This is a genomic window from Candidatus Jordarchaeum sp., assembly GCF_052745115.1.
In genome coordinates, this window is the sequence record NZ_JBRAKS010000048.1 from 1 (window position 1) to 16,277 (window position 16,277).

Below are 16,277 nucleotides of genomic sequence, written 5' to 3' on the forward strand. Positions count from 1 at the left end.
ACCGAACACCATTTAGGCGGTGTCCTAAATGGGTAAGTTTCGGACAACGGTAAAACCAAATCAGATGGGGCCCGAATCACGACATCACATATGTCTGATATAGCGGTTTCATAGGGATTAATTTCAATCAACCATGCATTGTTCACTTGTTTAGCTCTAATAGGTAAACCAGCTGCTGGATGAACCAGTGCCGACGTTCCGATATTTAAAAAACAGTCAGATTTTTGAGCTTCTATAAAACATTTTTTTAAAACGTCTTCAGGAATCGGCTCACCAAAAAAACAGTGTCGCTTTTGATTATGCCCTTTTTGCACTCTGGACATTTGGGTGGAAGATTGTCTAATGTGATGGAGAATGCTTGAGGTTCAAATCTTTTCCCACAGTCAATACATCTTAATAGGAAGGCGTTTCCATGAATTTCGGCAATATTCTGGCTTCCTGCTCTTCGGTGCAGATTATCGATGTTCTGTGTGATCACACATTTTAAGAATCCTAAACTTTCCAGCTCTGCCAGAGCGAGGTGTGCGGGATTGGGGTTGGCGGTTGCTAGTGTTTCAAAAGTCCCGATAAAAGCCTTCTTTATTAATTCTTTCTTTCCACCATTTCGCAGGGTCTTCGAGGAATCTCTGATAGCCGTTTGGTGGGGGTTCTCCGTGCTTGGTCCAAATTCCCCCCGGTCCTCTGAAGGGAGGTATACCGCTTGCAACCGAGATTCCTGCTCCGGTAAGCGCTACAACATATTTGGAAATTGTGATTATTCTTGTGGCGTCTTCGATTTCTTCTTTATAAATGTTTACGTTCTCTCCCAATAATATCCTCTCTTTCCGAATTAGGATTATTCTCGTGTAGTTTTGAAGCTAGATATATGTTTGTTCGTTGGATTTAAAACCATTTTTGTTTCTATAATAGTTACTACTATTAGTTAATTGGTTGGGAAAGATTCAAATTAATAGTATACATTGTCATCTTAAAACTCCGGAAGATGCTCTTGCGCTTTATCAAATTTTTTCTAGGGGTGTGTGACTTTGGGTAAAGATAAACCGGTGGAACTGACTGATTTGGAAAGCATAATAAATCTCATTATTGATTACCTCGATGAGCAATACAATTTGAGAGAGTTAGCCCTCACTCTTTCTAGAGAGATAGTGAGGCTTTCTGGGCAGGCTATTAGGTTAATTCACCGTCTGGATTTCGATAATGCCATAAAAAAAATTTCAGAGGCTAAGACTAGGGTAGAGGAGATCAACGAAAAACTTAGGGTTCATCCCGAATTCGCTGAGAAGGGTTTCATTAGCTCTGCTTTTCAGGAGTACATTGAGGCTAGCCTTCTTCTTAATATTATTAAAGACGAGGGTTTTATTTCTTATGAAAAATTGGATGTGCCCTGTGTTCCCTATTTATTAGGTCTAGGGGATTTGATTGGTGAACTGAGAAGGCATGCTCTGGACTCTATAAGACGGGATGAGATAGAAAAGGCGGAAAAACTAGTTGACCTTATGGAGGAAATATACGTAAATCTAATGGCGATAGATTATCCTGACGCCTTAATATCAGGGTTTCGGCATAAGCGCGATGTGGCCCGAAGTCTTGTAGAAAAAACTCGTGGCGATATAACCCTAGCGCTTCAAAACCAGCAACTCATAAAAAAGGTACAGAATTTATCAGAGCTTCTCGGAGGGAAAAAGGACGAGATTTGACATAAACAAAATCCTAGCAGATGCGGAGCGGGATTATGAAAAGACATGGATCGAAACTAGGAATTTACTCCCCTTAAATGGTAAAAGATACAAATTGAAGCGTAAAGGCGTTCCAAACCCAATAATTGAATTCATAATCGAGGCTAGAAAGGCTTTAATCCAAATGGGATTTGAAGAAGTTATACTGCCTATGTTCGTAAAGGAATCCGACGTCTATAAGGAGTATGGTCCAGAATACCCGGTAATACTCGATAGATTGTTTTATTTAGCAGGTCTTCCAAGACCTGATATTGGTCTAAGTGAAAGCTCTATCAAAAAAATAAGAAAGATAGTACCTGAATTTTCGAAGACTAAGGAGTTACAGTATATTCTTAGAAGATATAAGAAGAATGAAATAGAGTCGGATGATTTGGTTGAAACCATGGTTACAGAGCTAGGAATCCGAGAGGAGCAAGCAACAAGCATTGTTGATAATGTTTTTTCCGAATTTAAGAAAAGGAAACCAATTCCCACAGATTTAACATTACGGTCCCACATGACTGCTCTTTGGTTTCCTGTTCTCTCTGCGGTCCAGAATAAGTGGGAACTACCACTTCAACTTTTTACTATAGGTAAGAAGTTTAGACGAGAACAGAAATTAGATTCAACACATCTCTTTGCATCCTACACTATTTCCTTTGTTATTATGGCTGAGAACATAACACTGGAGAGTGGTATGGATATAGTACGTGAGTTCCTTAAAACAATTGGTTTTGGAGAAGCAGACTTTAGATTCAAAAAAGCAACTTCAAAGTATTATGCTCCTCAAACAGAATTTGAAATATTTGTTAAGCATCCCCAAACCGGTGTATGGCTGGAAGTTGGCGATAGTGGATTATACTCTCCAATCAGCCTCGCAAAGTTTGGTATCGAATATCCAGTTTTTAATGCTGGCTTCGGAGTGGAGCGATTTGTAATGATAAGAACTGGAGAAAATGATATTCGTCGTCTTTCCTATCCTTACTTCTATAAAGAAGCAGAATTTACGGATGAGGAAATTGTCAAGGGAATATATATAGAGGAACAGCCTCAAACTGAACTTGGTAAAAAAATATTGAAGGAGTTGATTAGAACCGCAGAAAGTTGTAAAGATGAGAATTCTCCCTGTGAATTTATTGTATGGAACGGAATAATTAATGGGAAAACTCTTAAGGTTAAAATTTGGGAGCGGGATAAAGATACTACGCTTTTGGGACCGGCGGCTCTAAACAGAATATATGTCCATGATGGAAACATACTGGGTCTTCCCGAGGACAAAGCATTGGGAAAACCAACGAATATTAGATATCTTGACGCATTAGTAGCTTATGCAGCAAGGAAAATTGAAGCAATGATTGAAAAAAATGAAAAGGAGTTAAATATTAGGATAAGAATGGCTAAAAAGTCTTCTGATGTTAATATAGGAATCGCTGCTCCGATTAGACTCTTCATAACTTCAAACAGTAAAAAAATTGATATCAGAGGACCAGTATTTTTTAGCGTAACCGCGGTCATAGAATAAAATAAATATTCAAACTTACTGAATTGAATTTTGTTAAAAATATGATATTAAAAAGTATTACATGGCTAAAATAATTCTTTTTGATGTAAATTAATTCTTGAGATCTATAGATTTATGAGAGGTTTGATTTTTGGAGGAAGAGCTCTGGTTTACATTGTTTACACTGGCAAAGATGGGAGCCCAGTCAAAAACCCTCGATATATCCTCAACCAAACTGGGTAAAAAAATGAATATAAGTCAGCAGACCGCTTCACGCCGTCTACAACAATTAGAGGAGAAAGGCTGGCTAGTAAGAAAAATAACGAGAAAGGGTCAACTTGTGCGGCTCACAGACCAGGGAATGAATATGCTATTAGAAATATATCTTTGGCTTCAAACAATATTTGATAAGAAGCCTCCAATTCTTATTATTGAGGGTGAATTGTTCAGCGGAATGCGTGAGGGAGGATACTACATCTCGGTGAATGGCTATAATCGCCAGTTTAAGGAAAAATTGGGTTTTGACCCCTATCCGGGAACTCTGAATTTAAGGCTAAAATCCTATTCAGACCTACAAACTAAAAAATTGCTCTTAAACTATCCTGGAATTTTGATTGACGCCTTTGAAAATAAGGGAAGAACTTTCGGGCAAGTTAAATGTTTCAAAACCCGAATCAACGACAAAGTAGATGGTGCTGTCCTGCTCATTCAACGTACCCATTACGGAGAAGATGTTTTGGAAGTTATATCCCCCCTATACCTTAGGGAAAAATTAAAACTTAAAGACGGAGAAAAAATAAGGCTAAAGATATTTCTAAGCCACGTCGAAGAAAAAGGGAGTTAAAAATTAAAAAATTTATACTGTTCTATTACCACAAAGAATAAAACAAAAGATAGCTTCTGTCTAACTGCAAAAATTTTGTGGGAAAAGCAGGGAAAAACATTGACCAATCAAGTTAAAAAAGTTCGCGTCATGGCCTTTGGAACTTTCGATTTGGTTCACATTGGTCATATAAAATTCTTAGAGGAAGCAAAAAAACTCGGAGGAAATAACTCGGAGCTCATAGTTGTTATTTCTAGAGATACTACTGCGGAAAGAATAAAGAAACAAGCCCCAATTTTTAACGAAGATGAAAGAAAAACCGTAATTCAAGCATTGAAACCGGTGGATAAAGCCGTACTGGGATACAAAGGAAAGGACATGCTCCAAATAGTTGAAGAAAACAAACCCGACATAATCGTTCTTGGGTATGATCAAAGAATCGGAACTGAAGAGTTCCAAAAATTAAGAAAGGAAATAAAAGAAAGAGGAATTAAGGCAAAATTAATCCGCATGCCCAAATACAGTACCGGATTAAACAGCTCCACCATTATAGTAAAAAAAATTCTTGAAAGAAACAAAAATAATTTACAAAACTTAAATTAATATTCCTCATCTTTAATCTAATTTATTGTCGAAAAATAATTCAATTTGGTTTCGTTAATCAATAAAATAATGTTTATTCTCCAGGGGATTATTGTTGAAAACCGTAAAAGTGGAGGAAGGCTTACCTATTTCCCAAATCCTACAGAAATATCCCGAATTAGTAACTCCCTACCTAAAAAAGCTGGATCCCCCAAAACTAGACTTCAAAAACAAGAGGGCTCTCGCTATATACAATAAGATAATTGCTCGGGAAGTTCTTGGAATTGAATTGTCTTTTCCATTTAAAGGATTAATACCTGCAGTGATGAGCAGATTCGAATTCGTCAAAATGGCAGTAAAGCCACAAGAAAGTGTGCTCGATATTGGTACCGGCTCTTCAGCCGTGTGTGCGATAATAGCAGCTAAACATTTAATGGCTGAAGTCTACGCTACAGAAATGATTGACGAATACTATGAAAGCGCTAAGAGGAACATATTGGAAAATTCTCTTCACGAAAGAATCCATCTTATAAAATCCTCGGGAGAGATAATTGAGGGTGTGATTCCTAAAAACTTGAATTTCGACGCCATAATAAGCAATCCTCCATATCTTCCCTCCAAAACAACGCTTTCAGATAAAAAATTCGGAGGAAGTGCAGCGGAATTAATAGGCGGAGGGAAAACCGGTGCTGAATTCTCATTAAAAATCATAAGAGAAGGAGTTCCCCGCTTAAATCCAGGTGGGAGAATAGGACTAATATTCCCCATAAAAACGAAAAAAATCTATGAGATTATAATAAGCCAGATGAAAAAAGAAAAATTGAACGTGGAGATCATTCGACTAATAACCGGAAATCGAGAACGGCTCATAATTATCGGAAGTAAAAATTAATACTTGAAAAGAATCATCGCTCAAGAATTTTTTTAGGAGCTCCAGCCAGTTTCACCAGGGCTTCGGCCTCCTTAAAATGAAGTTTCCCCGTAACTATTAGGATATGAGGTGGAGGCCCAAAATTGAAAGAAATCAAATCCTCTACATAGCCCGCATATACAAGTGGTTCCGGGGATCCAACTCGTGCCACTCCCACTAATATAGCGTCTTTGAGTACTGGTCTGCTTTTCTTCCTATCAAAGTGGATTAAAAACTCTAGTCCTTCGTTAACCGTCATGTAACGGGACATATCCGCTTTTATATCCAGAAAAACAAGGGTGTGGAGACCTCTAAACCTATTCTTTCTAACCACCAAATATGGAGACTCTGGAAAATAATTATCTTCTGGAAAGGGTATGCTCACCGACCTTCCAAACTTGTAGTTAGCCAATCCACAAACACTAGGAGCGGCGGAAAGAATAGAGGGGGCATGAATAATTCTTGTATCTATACCCTTCTCGACTGCCCGCAGCCTCAAATCCACATGGGTCGTTGAAATTAACGGATCGCCCGCAACCAAAAGCACTATGTTTCTTTCCGACGCATCTAGTAAAATAGATTCATGGGGATCCTCCTCAATATCCTTCCTGGAAAGTATGAAAATCTTTTTACCGATCAGTTCTTCCAAGTTTTTAAGGTTGAGTCCCCCCATAACACTGGTATAGAACTCAGCGTAAATCTTATCCGCTTTCCGGGCTTCTTCTAAACCTCTTATTGTTAAATCGTACTCGTCCCATAATCCTAAACCCACAAACACCAGTTTACCCATTTAAGACATCTCCATAAACAAACAAGTATCTAGAATAATCCTAATTAAACCAGAAATATTAATTACTAACAGTCAATAGCTCTCGATTATAGGCATGAAAACCGCTTTTACCTGTTGGATGCCTCTAATCCCTCTTATTCTACCCATTAAATCTAATATTCTTTTAGAGTCACCTTCGGCAATGAGAATCTCCAAGCAGTATTGATTTTTAATATGCCGGTGTATATTCTCGATTATAATATCATCAAATTCGTGTCGAAATTCACCTATTCGGTTTTCTACATCCTTTCTTCCATATTCACTGGTAACCATAATAGTCGCTGTGGATTTTTCTTCTCCCATTCTATTAATCTCTGACTCCGCAATTAAGTTGCGAATGGCATCTCTAAACGCTTCGGATCTACTATAATACCCTCTGGTTTCCATGAATCTTTCAAACTGCTGTAATAGTTCCTCAGGCAAGGTTATACTTACCACGGTCATAAAAATCACCCATAATAAAAATATTAACAATTTATATTAAAATTAATATTAAGTTAATATTTTTTATCCTTTTTTTGGCATTAAATTAATATAATTAATCATTTTGGTTTCCAATGGGAATAATAATGGTAAAAGGTACTGACAAGGAAACTGAGTGCCAAACTGTTTGTGAATTAGAAGGTTTACACTGTGCAGATTGTGCAGACAGGGTAGAGAAGGTGCTCTCAACTGTAGAAGGTGTTAACAAGGCAAAAGTAAATTTTGCCGCAAGAAAACTTACTTTAGACTACGACAAAGAGAAGGTCAGTATTGATGAGATTAAAGAAACAGCTAAGAAAATCGGCTACAATCTCCGATTGCATGAAAGACCCAAATCCGATGCAAAGAAATACCTTTTAGACATAATTCGAATTGCTAGTATCGGCGTCCTCATGTTTCTCAGCTGGGCTAATTTATTACCCTCATACATGGGTTTTGATGTATCCGTGATTGCGGTGGCTCTGGGCGCATATCCCATCCTTAAAGACGCTTTCTTTTCTTTAAGAGCTAAGGAAATAGATGTTTCTGTTTTCATGAGCATTGCTATTATTGCCACCGTGCTTCTGAGAGAGTTCCTATCTGCGGCCGCGATAACCTTCTTTGTACTCATAGCTTGGTTTATTGAAGAGTTTACCGTGGACAAGAGTCGAAAAGCTATTCAGGAAATAATGGAGATCGCTCCCAAGAATGCACTTGTATTAAGAGATGGAAAAGAAATACTTTTACCCGTAGAAGAGATTCGAATCACAGATGTGGTTATAGTTAGATCTGGAGAAAAAATTTCCGTAGATGGCAGAATAGTATCCGGAGAGGCGCTGGTTAACCAGTCACCAATAACCGGAGAATCAATGCCTGTTGAGAAAAATGCGGGAGATGCGGTTTTCGCGGGAACTATAAATGAGATAGGTGTGATTCAAATAAGGGTGGAAAGAACCGGCGGAGATACCACCATCGGAAGAATAATTAAGTTGGTGGAGGAGGCTCAAGAGGGAAAAGCACCAATACAGAAAATAGCGGACCGGTTTACTGCTTATTTCACTCCCCTGGTTCTAGCTTTATCTTTTCTCACCTATCTTTTAACTAATAGCGTAATAACGGCGGTCACGGTACTCATTGTGGCTTGTCCCTGCGCCGTGGCTTTGGCAACACCTCTAGCGGTGATAGCAACCATTGGAAAATCCTCAAAAAGAGGATCCTTAGTGAAGGGTGGAGACTATTTAGAAGCCTTGGGACGCGTAAACACGATTGCAATGGATAAAACCGGAACCCTAACCATAAACAAACCTAAAGTTATAGATGTAAAGAGTTTCGACGGCCACAGTGAAGAAGAAATAGTTCAGCTTGCAGCAATAGCGGAGAAAAGGTCAGAGCACCCTATGGCCATCGCTATAATGAAAAAGGCTGAAAGATACGGAGTGAATGTTCCCACACCAGATAATTCTGAAATTATACGAGGTAAGGGTGTAATAGTGCATAGCAATGGTAAAAGAATAATCCTCGGAAATAGGGAGTTAATGAAAAATAATAACGTGAAGCTTTCTCGAGAAGTAACAAAATATATGAAAGAAAGAGAAGAAGAAGGCAAAACGGCATTACTGATTTCTCACGACGGATATGTTTGTGGAGTAATAACTATAGCAGATGCACCTCGAAAAAACGCCCAAGAAATCATTACTGAGCTGAAAAAACTTGGAATGAAAACAATAATGCTAACTGGCGATAATCCCAGAACTGCGAGAGCAATTGCCGACCAGCTGGGAATCGACGAGGTAATAGCAGAAATGCTTCCCGATGATAAGGCCAAAAAAATAAGAGAGCTGGAAGACTCTGGGCAAAGAGTAGCCATGGTGGGCGATGGAATAAATGACGCGCCGGCTCTAGTCCAAGCCACAGTGGGAATAGCGATGGGCGTGGCAGGCACCGCAGCCGCCATGGAGGCCGCAGACATCGTACTCATGGCAGATGATTTGGCAAAAATTCCCGAGATTATACGTGCGGGCAAAAAAACGATCCACACCATAAAGCAGAACATAGCAATTGGGATACTGTTCAATATCGTTGGGGTTGGTCTAGCTTCATTTGGTTTTCTCACACCCTTCCTAGCAGCAGTGGCACACTTCTTGCCAGATTTGGTTGTGTCACTCAACTCATCCAAACTAATTATCTAACTAAAATATCTTCTTAAATTTATGTAAGGCTAATAGTAGAAATTCGGTGGTAACAGAGTCTAAAAAAGGGTTTGGTAAAAAAATTAAATGAATTCAAAGTATTTGGTCGTATTGCGAATTATTGTTTTCCTTTTACTCCTGAAAGAATGGCTTGGATTCCACGAATTATGAAGCCTAAGGAAAGGAAAAATACCAGCAGCACATAACCTATTGAGGGAATTATGGAGTAAAAGCCTAAAGGCGGAATGTAAGTACCTGGAAGCGCTAATATGTAAGGTGGCCAATACCACAAAATGGTCCCTAGTGTAGGATTCAAGAGAACAAAGAATGATAAAATGATAATTAAAATTCCCAGAATTATGAGTAGAGCTCGATACCAGCCAGCGAGCTCTGAGTCGGATGCACCATTGATAATTCCCATAAATCCATTAAATAACAGCCCCAGTCCCAGTAATATGATCAGAAGTGTGATACCAAACAAGGGAAAAACTATAACTACGAAAGCTATCACAACTGATAATATGCCTAATATAAGCCATCCGGCTCGTCGCCATTCTGGATGCGTTTCACCAAGTCCCTCAAAGATGCCTGTGAATCCGATGAACATAAGTGAAACAGCAAAGAGAAGAATCATGGTAAAAATAGCAACCGTGTAAAACAGCCAAACCGCTATTGCTAATATTATAGCCAGTAAACCCAGTGTAACTTGCAGAGCACGAAACCAAGTAGGGTTTTCACTCAAAATAAATCCTCCTCCAATTTTAAGAATCAAAAACCAAGTTACATTATTTAACTATTTTGTATGGTTCGGAAACTTCCCCTTACTGGTTCTAAATATTTTCCTCCACAAAAAATTTATGTACCCAAATGGTTAATTCTCTAACCGTCAAAGGAAACACAAAAGTAAAAAGCGGGCTGCTAGCTCAGAAGAACGGATTCCAGTCCTTCTGAGGAGTTAGGTAGAGCGCCAGGCTCTTAACTTGGTGGTCGCGGGAAACTATAGAGAAATACTCAAGTTCGCGAATTCGAATCCGTTTCAGTACATCTGTGTGGCGAAAGTCCCGTGCAGCCCGCCTATAATATTTTTATTTGTTTCGCTCTGGTTTTCTTATTTTCTAATTCTTAAAAAAGGGGTTTTGGTTTCGTTGGTGGTTCAGAGGCCTTGTCTAGTGGTTCCCAAGAGGAGGGGACAGGAGGCTCGGATTCTTCTTTCGGAGTTAAATCTTTTGGATAATAGAATGCGGGTTTTGACTGATTCTGAAAAGATTTTTTGGCCATTAGTTAGGGAGATTTCGGATGATGAGCGGTTAATGCTGCAGGATAGATTAGGTGACTTTGAATTAGTATATGCTAAGATTGAGTCTAGGAACAAGCGTCCAAAGAGTATTTTGGAGGAACTGGAGGAAAAGCTTACACCTAGCCAATTAGCTGCGATTCCTCACTCCTTTGATATTGTGGGGGATATTGCGGTATTAGAGATTCCGGATGAATTGTTTGATCAGAGGTTTCTGGTGGGGGAGGCTGTTTTGCGTGTGCACAAAAATATTAAGGTGGTTTTGGCCAAAGCTGGGAAGATTGATGGTGTGGCTCGGATTCGTCGATTTACTCATCTGGCAGGTGAGAATAGAACAACTACCCTTCATAGGGAGAACAATTGTGTTTTCCGGGTGGATTTGGCTTCAGCTTATTTTAGTCCGCGTCTGGTAACAGAGCATGCACGGGTTGCTCATCAGGTGGCGCCAAGGGAGGTTGTGGTGGATCTCTTTGCTGGGGTTGGCCCTTTTTCAATTCAAATCGCTAAAAAAGTGGATGCCCTGGTTTATGCTATAGATATTAATAAGACTGCTGTAGATTTGTTAAAGCTGAATATACATCTGAACAAGGTTGACGGGAGAGTTATTCCCATTTTGGGTGATGCACGAAAAATTGTGGAGGAAAGGCTTTTTTCTAAGGCAGATCGCGTTATAATGAATCTTCCCGGTTCAGCGGAGTCTTTTATCGATGTTGCTTGTCGCGCCATAAAGGCGGGGGGAGGAATAATTCATTATTATCAATTTTCTTCTTCGCCAGAAGCTATGGACGAGGCGGTTAACACTCTGGAAAAGGGTGTCGAGGCAAATTCGAGAAAGGTGAATAAAATTCTAGAGTGTAAAAAAGTGCGTCCCAGTGCCCCACATGAGTGGCAGATTGTGGTAGACGCTAAAATTAGATAATTTTTTTAAGGAGCTTCCACGGTCAATATTATCTCCACCACCTGATCTGGATTTTTTAGCTGTTCCACTAGGTTTCGGTCTAAATCTATTGCCGCTTTGTCCGCCTTTACCATTATTGTTCTGTCACTAAAATAGTTACTTTTTCTTATCACCAAGTCGTGGGAGTGATTGAAGGTCAAGCGGGGATCTCCCTTTCCTTTGATAATTTCTGTTTTTCCGTCGACCCTTATAATAATTGTAATTATGGAATTTTCTTTTTTTGCCAATTTTTTAAACTCTTCACTTAGTTGTTTGGCTCCTTTATTTGAACCTACCGCTATTATACAGTCTCCTCTGTGTGTTAGACCTTTATTAGTTGTTATTTCTAGTGTTGTCTTGTGCATAGCGGATATGTTTGGATGTCCCCGTGCGTGAATGTTTTCTTTTGCTGTTTTAACCAATTTTTTCACCGATACTTATTTTTGTGTGATGTGCATTAAAAACGTTAAAGAGGATATCCTAATTAAGAGTTAAGTGAGTGGAGCTTTTTGCCAAAGAAGAATTTTTTAACCGAGAAGAAAAACCTTTTAGAGGACTTAAAGCGCTCGGGATTCGTTACCAGAGAAAACGTAATGCAGGCATTCCTAAAAGTTCCCCGAGAGGAGTTTGTGCCCCAGAATCTCAGGGATAAGGCCTACGTGGATCACCCTCTGCCAATTCCCGGAGGTCAGACTATATCAGCGCCACACGAAAAAGCATATTTTTGCTTTTCGGGCGGAACATGGTTGTTATGATGTGTGATGTCCTAGAATTGGAGGAGGGTATGAAGGTTCTAGAGGTGGGTGCGGGGTCGGGCTACCACGCGGCTCTCTGCGCCGAGTTAGTGGCGCCCACCGGTTCTAAGAGCGAGGGTTATGTCTACACTATAGAACGAATTCCTGAATTAACAGACTTTGCTTTAGAGAATTTAAAGAGAGCGGGATACCTAGACAGGGTAACAGTAATTACTGGGGATGGTTCAGAAGGGTATGAAAATAAGGCCCCCTATGATGCCATACTGGTAACGGCTGCGGCTCCTCGGGTGCCAAAACCACTAGTTGACCAATTGGTCGTGGGAGGGAGATTGGCTATTCCTCTCGGAAGTCTCTTCATGTATCAGGAACTAGTGGTGATCGAAAAATTAGAGAACGGAAAAACGAAAAAACACCGATACGGTAGCGTGGCGTTTGTTCCTCTGATTGGTCGTTGGGGTTTTACTCGTGAATTCTAGATTTTTACTGTTTTTGTACGCCTCTTTACTACTCTTGGTGTTATGATTTGAAGAATTGTTCTAGGCGTGATTGAGCTGCAGCCTTTTCTCCTTCTCGGAGGCGTTCCAATCCTTTTTCAACTCTGTCCCTAGAAAAGTCGTGGTCATCCACCAGTATCGATACAACCTGTTCTCTGTCCACCGGCTCCCATAATATTTTATAATTATCTATCACTTCTGGTTTAAGGAACAACTGTTTTATTTGTTCCACTGGAGCACTTATCTCTAATTTTTCTTCTTCCACTACCCTTTCGAGGCTTCCTTTCTCCCTTATGAGTTTTAATGCAGTTTTCACCCCTATTCCTTTCACACCATCGTTGTAATCAGTACCTAGGAGGATGCCAATTTCTATTAATTGTTCCCGGGTTATTCCCAAGTTTTTTAAGTTTTCGTCAAGCATTACTAGTTCCGGTTCCACTTTTACATAGACATTTTTTCTAGGTATTTTTCTTCTCCCCGATATGGTAAGGTTTCGCACTAGGTAGGGTGAATTATAAAGTAAGGAATCGTAGTCTTGACTGGCTACCGCCCACACAGCCCCCTTGCGTGCCATGTAAGACGCTTGAGCCTCTCCTTCTGATGGAGCCTGAACGTGTGGTATACCCATAGCGTCTAATAGTCTCTTGCTTTCCTCCACCATCTCATCAGTTAATTTTGCCGAGGCTTGAGCATACTTTCGTGCTTCCTCCAGGTCTCCTTTCTCAAGTGCCTCCTCCCACATTTTCTCGGCTTCTTTTCGAATTTTTCTTCTCTCCTCCACGGTGCCAGACTTTAGTTCAGGTGGCTCACCGTCAAACACGTAAACCGGTTTTATACCCGCTTCAAGTAGGTTAATTGTTCTGTAGAAAACACCGCTGAGATGGGATGTTATGTTACCTCTACTATCCATGAGGCTGGTGCCGTCAGGCTGCCTTATAATTGATAAAAACTGGTAAAGGGTATTCATAGCATCTATGGCGATAATACGTCCCGAAAGTTCCTTCAAACCCAGTGTCTGAAAAGAAAGCAAATCCCTCAAATTAACTCCCATCTAAGAGCACCCCAAACCATAATCCATAGAATCAACTACCAAAAATACTATAATATTTTTACCCCTTATCATTTTCCTCCTTAAATAAGCAAGTCTCCAAAACTCCAAAATATAGGTATGGAAATTAGAAATATTAAAATCAAATCCAACTATTAATACCTTAAAGTAATTCTTGTTCTAATCTTCCCCGATAGCGAGAAACTCTTGTCCCGGTTTGATTAGTTCAATTCTTCTTTTGGCTTTTGTTATTCTGGAAACATGGACGATTCCCTCAATCTCTAGAGCCATCAAAAATTCATTGAGCTCTCTATCAGAAATCGACAGACCCTCGCTTTCCAAATTCTTTACCAACTCGTCGTCCAGTATTATTCCCTGACGCTTTATCAAAATATTGATAATTATATTCTTTATCGGTGTAATGTTCCACAAACCAGTCGACAAAAGAAATCCTCCTAAAAATTGTTCAATCATTCAGTAAGCACTAAACAAAAAACCAAATAAAGAAAAACAGCCAGCACATTAAAATCTTTCGATAAGAAAATCTCACTTCCCTGAAAACCATAATATTAAATTACTAAAAAAATACCTACCCCTCCGCTCCAACATACTACAGCAATAAATCCATTAGCTTTCACAGAACTCTAAATTAAATCAATCCTCTATAATCGCCACTGGACGACACCAGCCCGCCGAAGCACCCGTAATTTTCACCGGAAAACACGCCACCTTGAAACCGAAAGGCTTCGGAATCTTATCCAAATTCGCCAACTTCTCAATATGACAGTACTCCCTTTCAATCCCCGCAAAGTGCGCCTCCCAAATAACCCTCTTATCCTTGGTTCTTTCGAACTCCTCCTTAATCGATACGAATGGACGGTCAAATTAGGTTCAGGGTGAGAGAGGAAAGTAATAAAAAAAGGACATTAACATTAAGGTATCGTAAAAGAAATGTATAGTATCAGCAAAAAATATGTTTAAAAAGAGAGAACTCCACGTGTGTAATTCTTCTATCCCTTTTTGGTTTCTTGTTTCTATTAGCAGTAGAGCTCCCGCGTCTTCTACAAGTGTTTCCGTGTCTTGTACTCGCTTTTCGAGAGAGCTACACAACCTTCCAACTTCCTGTACCTCCTCTCGTAGGTCTATTTCACTATGACTTGTTCTGCTTCCTAGTTGGTATCCTTTTTATTTTAGTTGCCGGATTAGTTCTGTTTTACTAAGTTCTTTATGGTTTTGCTCTGCGTAGACTTGTTTTATTTCATCTTCATCATTTTCGTCGAAAACTTAATCCAGAATATCTAGTCTTTGAGTTCCTCCCCTAACCGAAAAGTGTTCGATCTTTTCCATTCTTCAGGAATATTCCCTCAACTATCCTCAGCCTTTCGTCCATTTCCATCCTCAGGCCAGCTTATCAGCCACCATTCTGCACTTACAAACCTTTTTCCCATGTTTATGTATTTTGGCTCAAGGTCGGCTTTTATTCCTTCATCGATTAGACCTTTATATTTATCCTCTAATTTCTTTGGCTTGTTATTCTATATTATGTTCACTATGTCGTTAAAGTCTTCTATCTCTGAAAATTTCAGGTAATTTATCCCTTTACTTTCAAGTACGTATATTTGGCTCTTTGATAGTTTACCCACACTTTTTTCCCTATCAAAAAGTTTAATAGACTTTTTCTCTACGCTCGCCAAATAGTTTCGGATTTTATAACCTTTGATTATTCCAAGCATGAAGGCTTTATCCACATCGTTTCCTGATATAAATATCTCGATGTTTGCAGTTATTCTTTCAATTTTAGATACATAAAAGTCCTGTATACCTCTGTTTTTGGCTTTAATATCTAGATTTTCGAATGCTCTTACTACCGCTTGAAGTATATTGTTTGTTTTTGATTCTGCGCATTGTAATAATCCTAAACTTTACTTCTCCCAATATGGCGTGCGTGTGTTTCAATAAAATGCAAATAACGTGTAATAGTAACCTTAGTAATTTTAGTTTCCTTTGAAAGACGCATGTAAATTTCTTTCAAAGCAATCTTATTAATTTGGAACCCTTCTCTCTCTGCGCGTTTCATAGCCGTTTCCAGGGTACTTCCTATTTCTTCAATGTTTAAGTTTTCAATTTTTTCCTCCTCGAATATTTCCAAGATTTTTTCTAAGAGGCATTTCTTAGTCTTCGTCCTGAAGGGTCTTACCATCCACTCCGGGTTCACATTCACACACTCTTTAGAAGGCTTCTTCACAGTCCTGTAGTTCAGAAGCTTCTCCGCGTTCCCCTTAATCGTCCTCACCGCCGCCTGCAACGAGGAGCCCCACTCCTCCCGCACCTCTATTTCTCCAAGTCTCCTCATCCCCTCATCCCTTTCTGATCTTATGGCGGTTCTCACTTCGTTCAGGAGTGTGGCGAACTGCTGGAACTGAGGATACTTCTCAAGGAACTCTTCAAGCTCGGCTCTCTCCTTATCACTCAGGTTTTTCGCGTTCTTCAACACGAGGAATCTCTTCTTGTTCACCTCCTTCTTTGCGTCCTCCAACCGATCCCTCCTCACCCTCAAGCTTCTCCTCATCATCTTCCCGAAGGATTTCATCAGGGTGTCGGGGCGCTGCGTCCCTCTCAGTATTCTCTTAGCTTTTTTTTAATGATTTCCAGAGCTTCCCTCAAGTCTTCAGGAACCTCTCTCGCAGTATCCCCGCTTTGTTAGTCTAGTATCATATTTTTCAACTCCTCGGTTTTTT

Annotated in this window: 17 protein-coding genes, 1 tRNA gene and 2 pseudogenes; 9 read left to right on the forward strand and 11 right to left on the reverse strand. The window is 39.7% G+C overall.

Features of this window, described 5'->3' with window-relative positions:
* Positions 1–247 precede the first annotated feature (247 nt).
* Both ACUVXA_RS05290 and ACUVXA_RS05295 read right to left on the reverse strand, forming a co-directional pair.
* Positions 248–631: an SIR2 family NAD-dependent protein deacylase gene (locus ACUVXA_RS05290; RefSeq protein WP_445870216.1), complete on the reverse strand. Its 384-nt coding sequence runs from the start codon at positions 629–631 to the stop codon at positions 248–250.
* The gene (locus ACUVXA_RS05295) at positions 555–809 is read right to left on the reverse strand and encodes a Sir2 family NAD-dependent protein deacetylase (protein WP_445870201.1); all 255 of its coding nucleotides are present in this window, start codon (positions 807–809) and stop codon (positions 555–557) included. Before ACUVXA_RS05295 ends, ACUVXA_RS05290 begins: the two co-directional genes overlap by 77 nt.
* A gap of 216 nt (positions 810–1,025) precedes the next feature.
* Between ACUVXA_RS05295 and ACUVXA_RS05300 the strand changes: the two genes are divergently transcribed.
* The 5 genes from ACUVXA_RS05300 to ACUVXA_RS05320 all read left to right on the forward strand — a co-directional run bounded on the left by ACUVXA_RS05300 (position 1,026) and on the right by ACUVXA_RS05320 (position 5,513).
* Positions 1,026–1,697, forward strand: a complete 672-nt coding sequence (locus ACUVXA_RS05300) for a hypothetical protein (protein WP_445870202.1) — start codon at positions 1,026–1,028, stop codon at positions 1,695–1,697.
* A gap of 49 nt (positions 1,698–1,746) precedes the next feature.
* A complete protein-coding gene (gene sepS / locus ACUVXA_RS05305; protein WP_445870217.1) occupies positions 1,747–3,237 on the forward strand; it encodes an O-phosphoserine--tRNA ligase in 1,491 nt (496 codons plus the stop codon).
* Positions 3,238–3,367: 130 nt separating this feature from the next.
* Positions 3,368–4,060, forward strand: coding sequence for a DUF120 domain-containing protein (locus tag ACUVXA_RS05310; protein ID WP_445870203.1), 693 nt, complete (start codon positions 3,368–3,370; stop codon positions 4,058–4,060).
* A gap of 99 nt (positions 4,061–4,159) precedes the next feature.
* Positions 4,160–4,642 carry an adenylyltransferase/cytidyltransferase family protein gene (locus ACUVXA_RS05315; protein ID WP_445870204.1) on the forward strand — a complete coding sequence of 161 codons (483 nt, stop codon included), beginning with the start codon at positions 4,160–4,162 and terminating at the stop codon, positions 4,640–4,642.
* 94 nt (positions 4,643–4,736) lie between these two features.
* Positions 4,737–5,513: an RlmF-related methyltransferase gene (locus ACUVXA_RS05320; protein WP_445870205.1), complete on the forward strand. Its 777-nt coding sequence runs from the start codon at positions 4,737–4,739 to the stop codon at positions 5,511–5,513.
* Positions 5,514–5,526: 13 nt separating this feature from the next.
* Here ACUVXA_RS05320 and dph5 read toward each other — a convergent pair whose 3' ends face one another.
* Positions 5,527–6,321, reverse strand: coding sequence for a diphthine synthase (gene dph5 / locus ACUVXA_RS05325; RefSeq protein ID WP_445870206.1), 795 nt, complete (start codon positions 6,319–6,321; stop codon positions 5,527–5,529).
* Between the two features lie 72 nt (positions 6,322–6,393).
* Positions 6,394–6,804 (reverse strand): nickel-responsive transcriptional regulator NikR, encoded by a 411-nt coding sequence (gene nikR / locus ACUVXA_RS05330; RefSeq protein ID WP_445870207.1) that lies wholly within the window; start codon positions 6,802–6,804, stop codon positions 6,394–6,396.
* Positions 6,805–6,929: 125 nt separating this feature from the next.
* Between nikR and ACUVXA_RS05335 the strand changes: the two genes are divergently transcribed.
* On the forward strand, positions 6,930–9,011 hold the full coding sequence (locus ACUVXA_RS05335) for a heavy metal translocating P-type ATPase (protein WP_445870208.1): 2,082 nt from the start codon (positions 6,930–6,932) through the stop codon (positions 9,009–9,011).
* 118 nt (positions 9,012–9,129) lie between these two features.
* Here ACUVXA_RS05335 and ACUVXA_RS05340 read toward each other — a convergent pair whose 3' ends face one another.
* On the reverse strand, positions 9,130–9,753 hold the full coding sequence (locus ACUVXA_RS05340; protein ID WP_445870209.1) for a DUF308 domain-containing protein: 624 nt from the start codon (positions 9,751–9,753) through the stop codon (positions 9,130–9,132).
* Between the two features lie 170 nt (positions 9,754–9,923).
* Between ACUVXA_RS05340 and ACUVXA_RS05345 the strand changes: the two genes are divergently transcribed.
* Both ACUVXA_RS05345 and ACUVXA_RS05350 read left to right on the forward strand, forming a co-directional pair.
* Positions 9,924–10,084, forward strand: a tRNA-Lys gene (locus ACUVXA_RS05345).
* A gap of 63 nt (positions 10,085–10,147) precedes the next feature.
* Positions 10,148–11,224 carry a class I SAM-dependent methyltransferase gene (locus tag ACUVXA_RS05350; RefSeq protein WP_445870210.1) on the forward strand — a complete coding sequence of 359 codons (1,077 nt, stop codon included), beginning with the start codon at positions 10,148–10,150 and terminating at the stop codon, positions 11,222–11,224.
* A 5-nt stretch (positions 11,225–11,229) separates the two neighbouring features.
* On the opposite strand, the gene ACUVXA_RS05355 is transcribed toward ACUVXA_RS05350, so the two are convergent.
* On the reverse strand, positions 11,230–11,664 hold the full coding sequence (locus ACUVXA_RS05355) for a DUF371 domain-containing protein (protein WP_445870211.1): 435 nt from the start codon (positions 11,662–11,664) through the stop codon (positions 11,230–11,232).
* 87 nt (positions 11,665–11,751) lie between these two features.
* Here ACUVXA_RS05355 and ACUVXA_RS05360 point away from each other — a divergent pair.
* A pseudogene (locus ACUVXA_RS05360) lies at positions 11,752–12,473 on the forward strand (protein-L-isoaspartate(D-aspartate) O-methyltransferase).
* A gap of 40 nt (positions 12,474–12,513) precedes the next feature.
* Here the strand turns inward: ACUVXA_RS05360 and fen are convergent.
* The 5 genes and pseudogenes from fen to ACUVXA_RS05385 all read right to left on the reverse strand — a co-directional run bounded on the left by fen (position 12,514) and on the right by ACUVXA_RS05385 (position 16,090).
* Positions 12,514–13,542, reverse strand: coding sequence for a flap endonuclease-1 (gene fen / locus ACUVXA_RS05365; protein WP_445870212.1), 1,029 nt, complete (start codon positions 13,540–13,542; stop codon positions 12,514–12,516).
* A 177-nt stretch (positions 13,543–13,719) separates the two neighbouring features.
* Positions 13,720–13,983 (reverse strand): hypothetical protein, encoded by a 264-nt coding sequence (locus ACUVXA_RS05370; protein ID WP_445870213.1) that lies wholly within the window; start codon positions 13,981–13,983, stop codon positions 13,720–13,722.
* Positions 13,984–14,193: 210 nt separating this feature from the next.
* Positions 14,194–14,424: pseudogene (locus tag ACUVXA_RS05375) on the reverse strand (cyclase family protein); the annotation flags it as partial.
* 650 nt (positions 14,425–15,074) lie between these two features.
* Complete coding sequence (locus tag ACUVXA_RS05380) at positions 15,075–15,287, reverse strand: hypothetical protein (RefSeq protein ID WP_445870214.1); 213 nt, start codon at positions 15,285–15,287, stop codon at positions 15,075–15,077.
* A 167-nt stretch (positions 15,288–15,454) separates the two neighbouring features.
* Positions 15,455–16,090, reverse strand: a complete 636-nt coding sequence (locus tag ACUVXA_RS05385; protein WP_445870215.1) for a transposase — start codon at positions 16,088–16,090, stop codon at positions 15,455–15,457.
* Positions 16,091–16,277 lie beyond the last annotated feature (187 nt).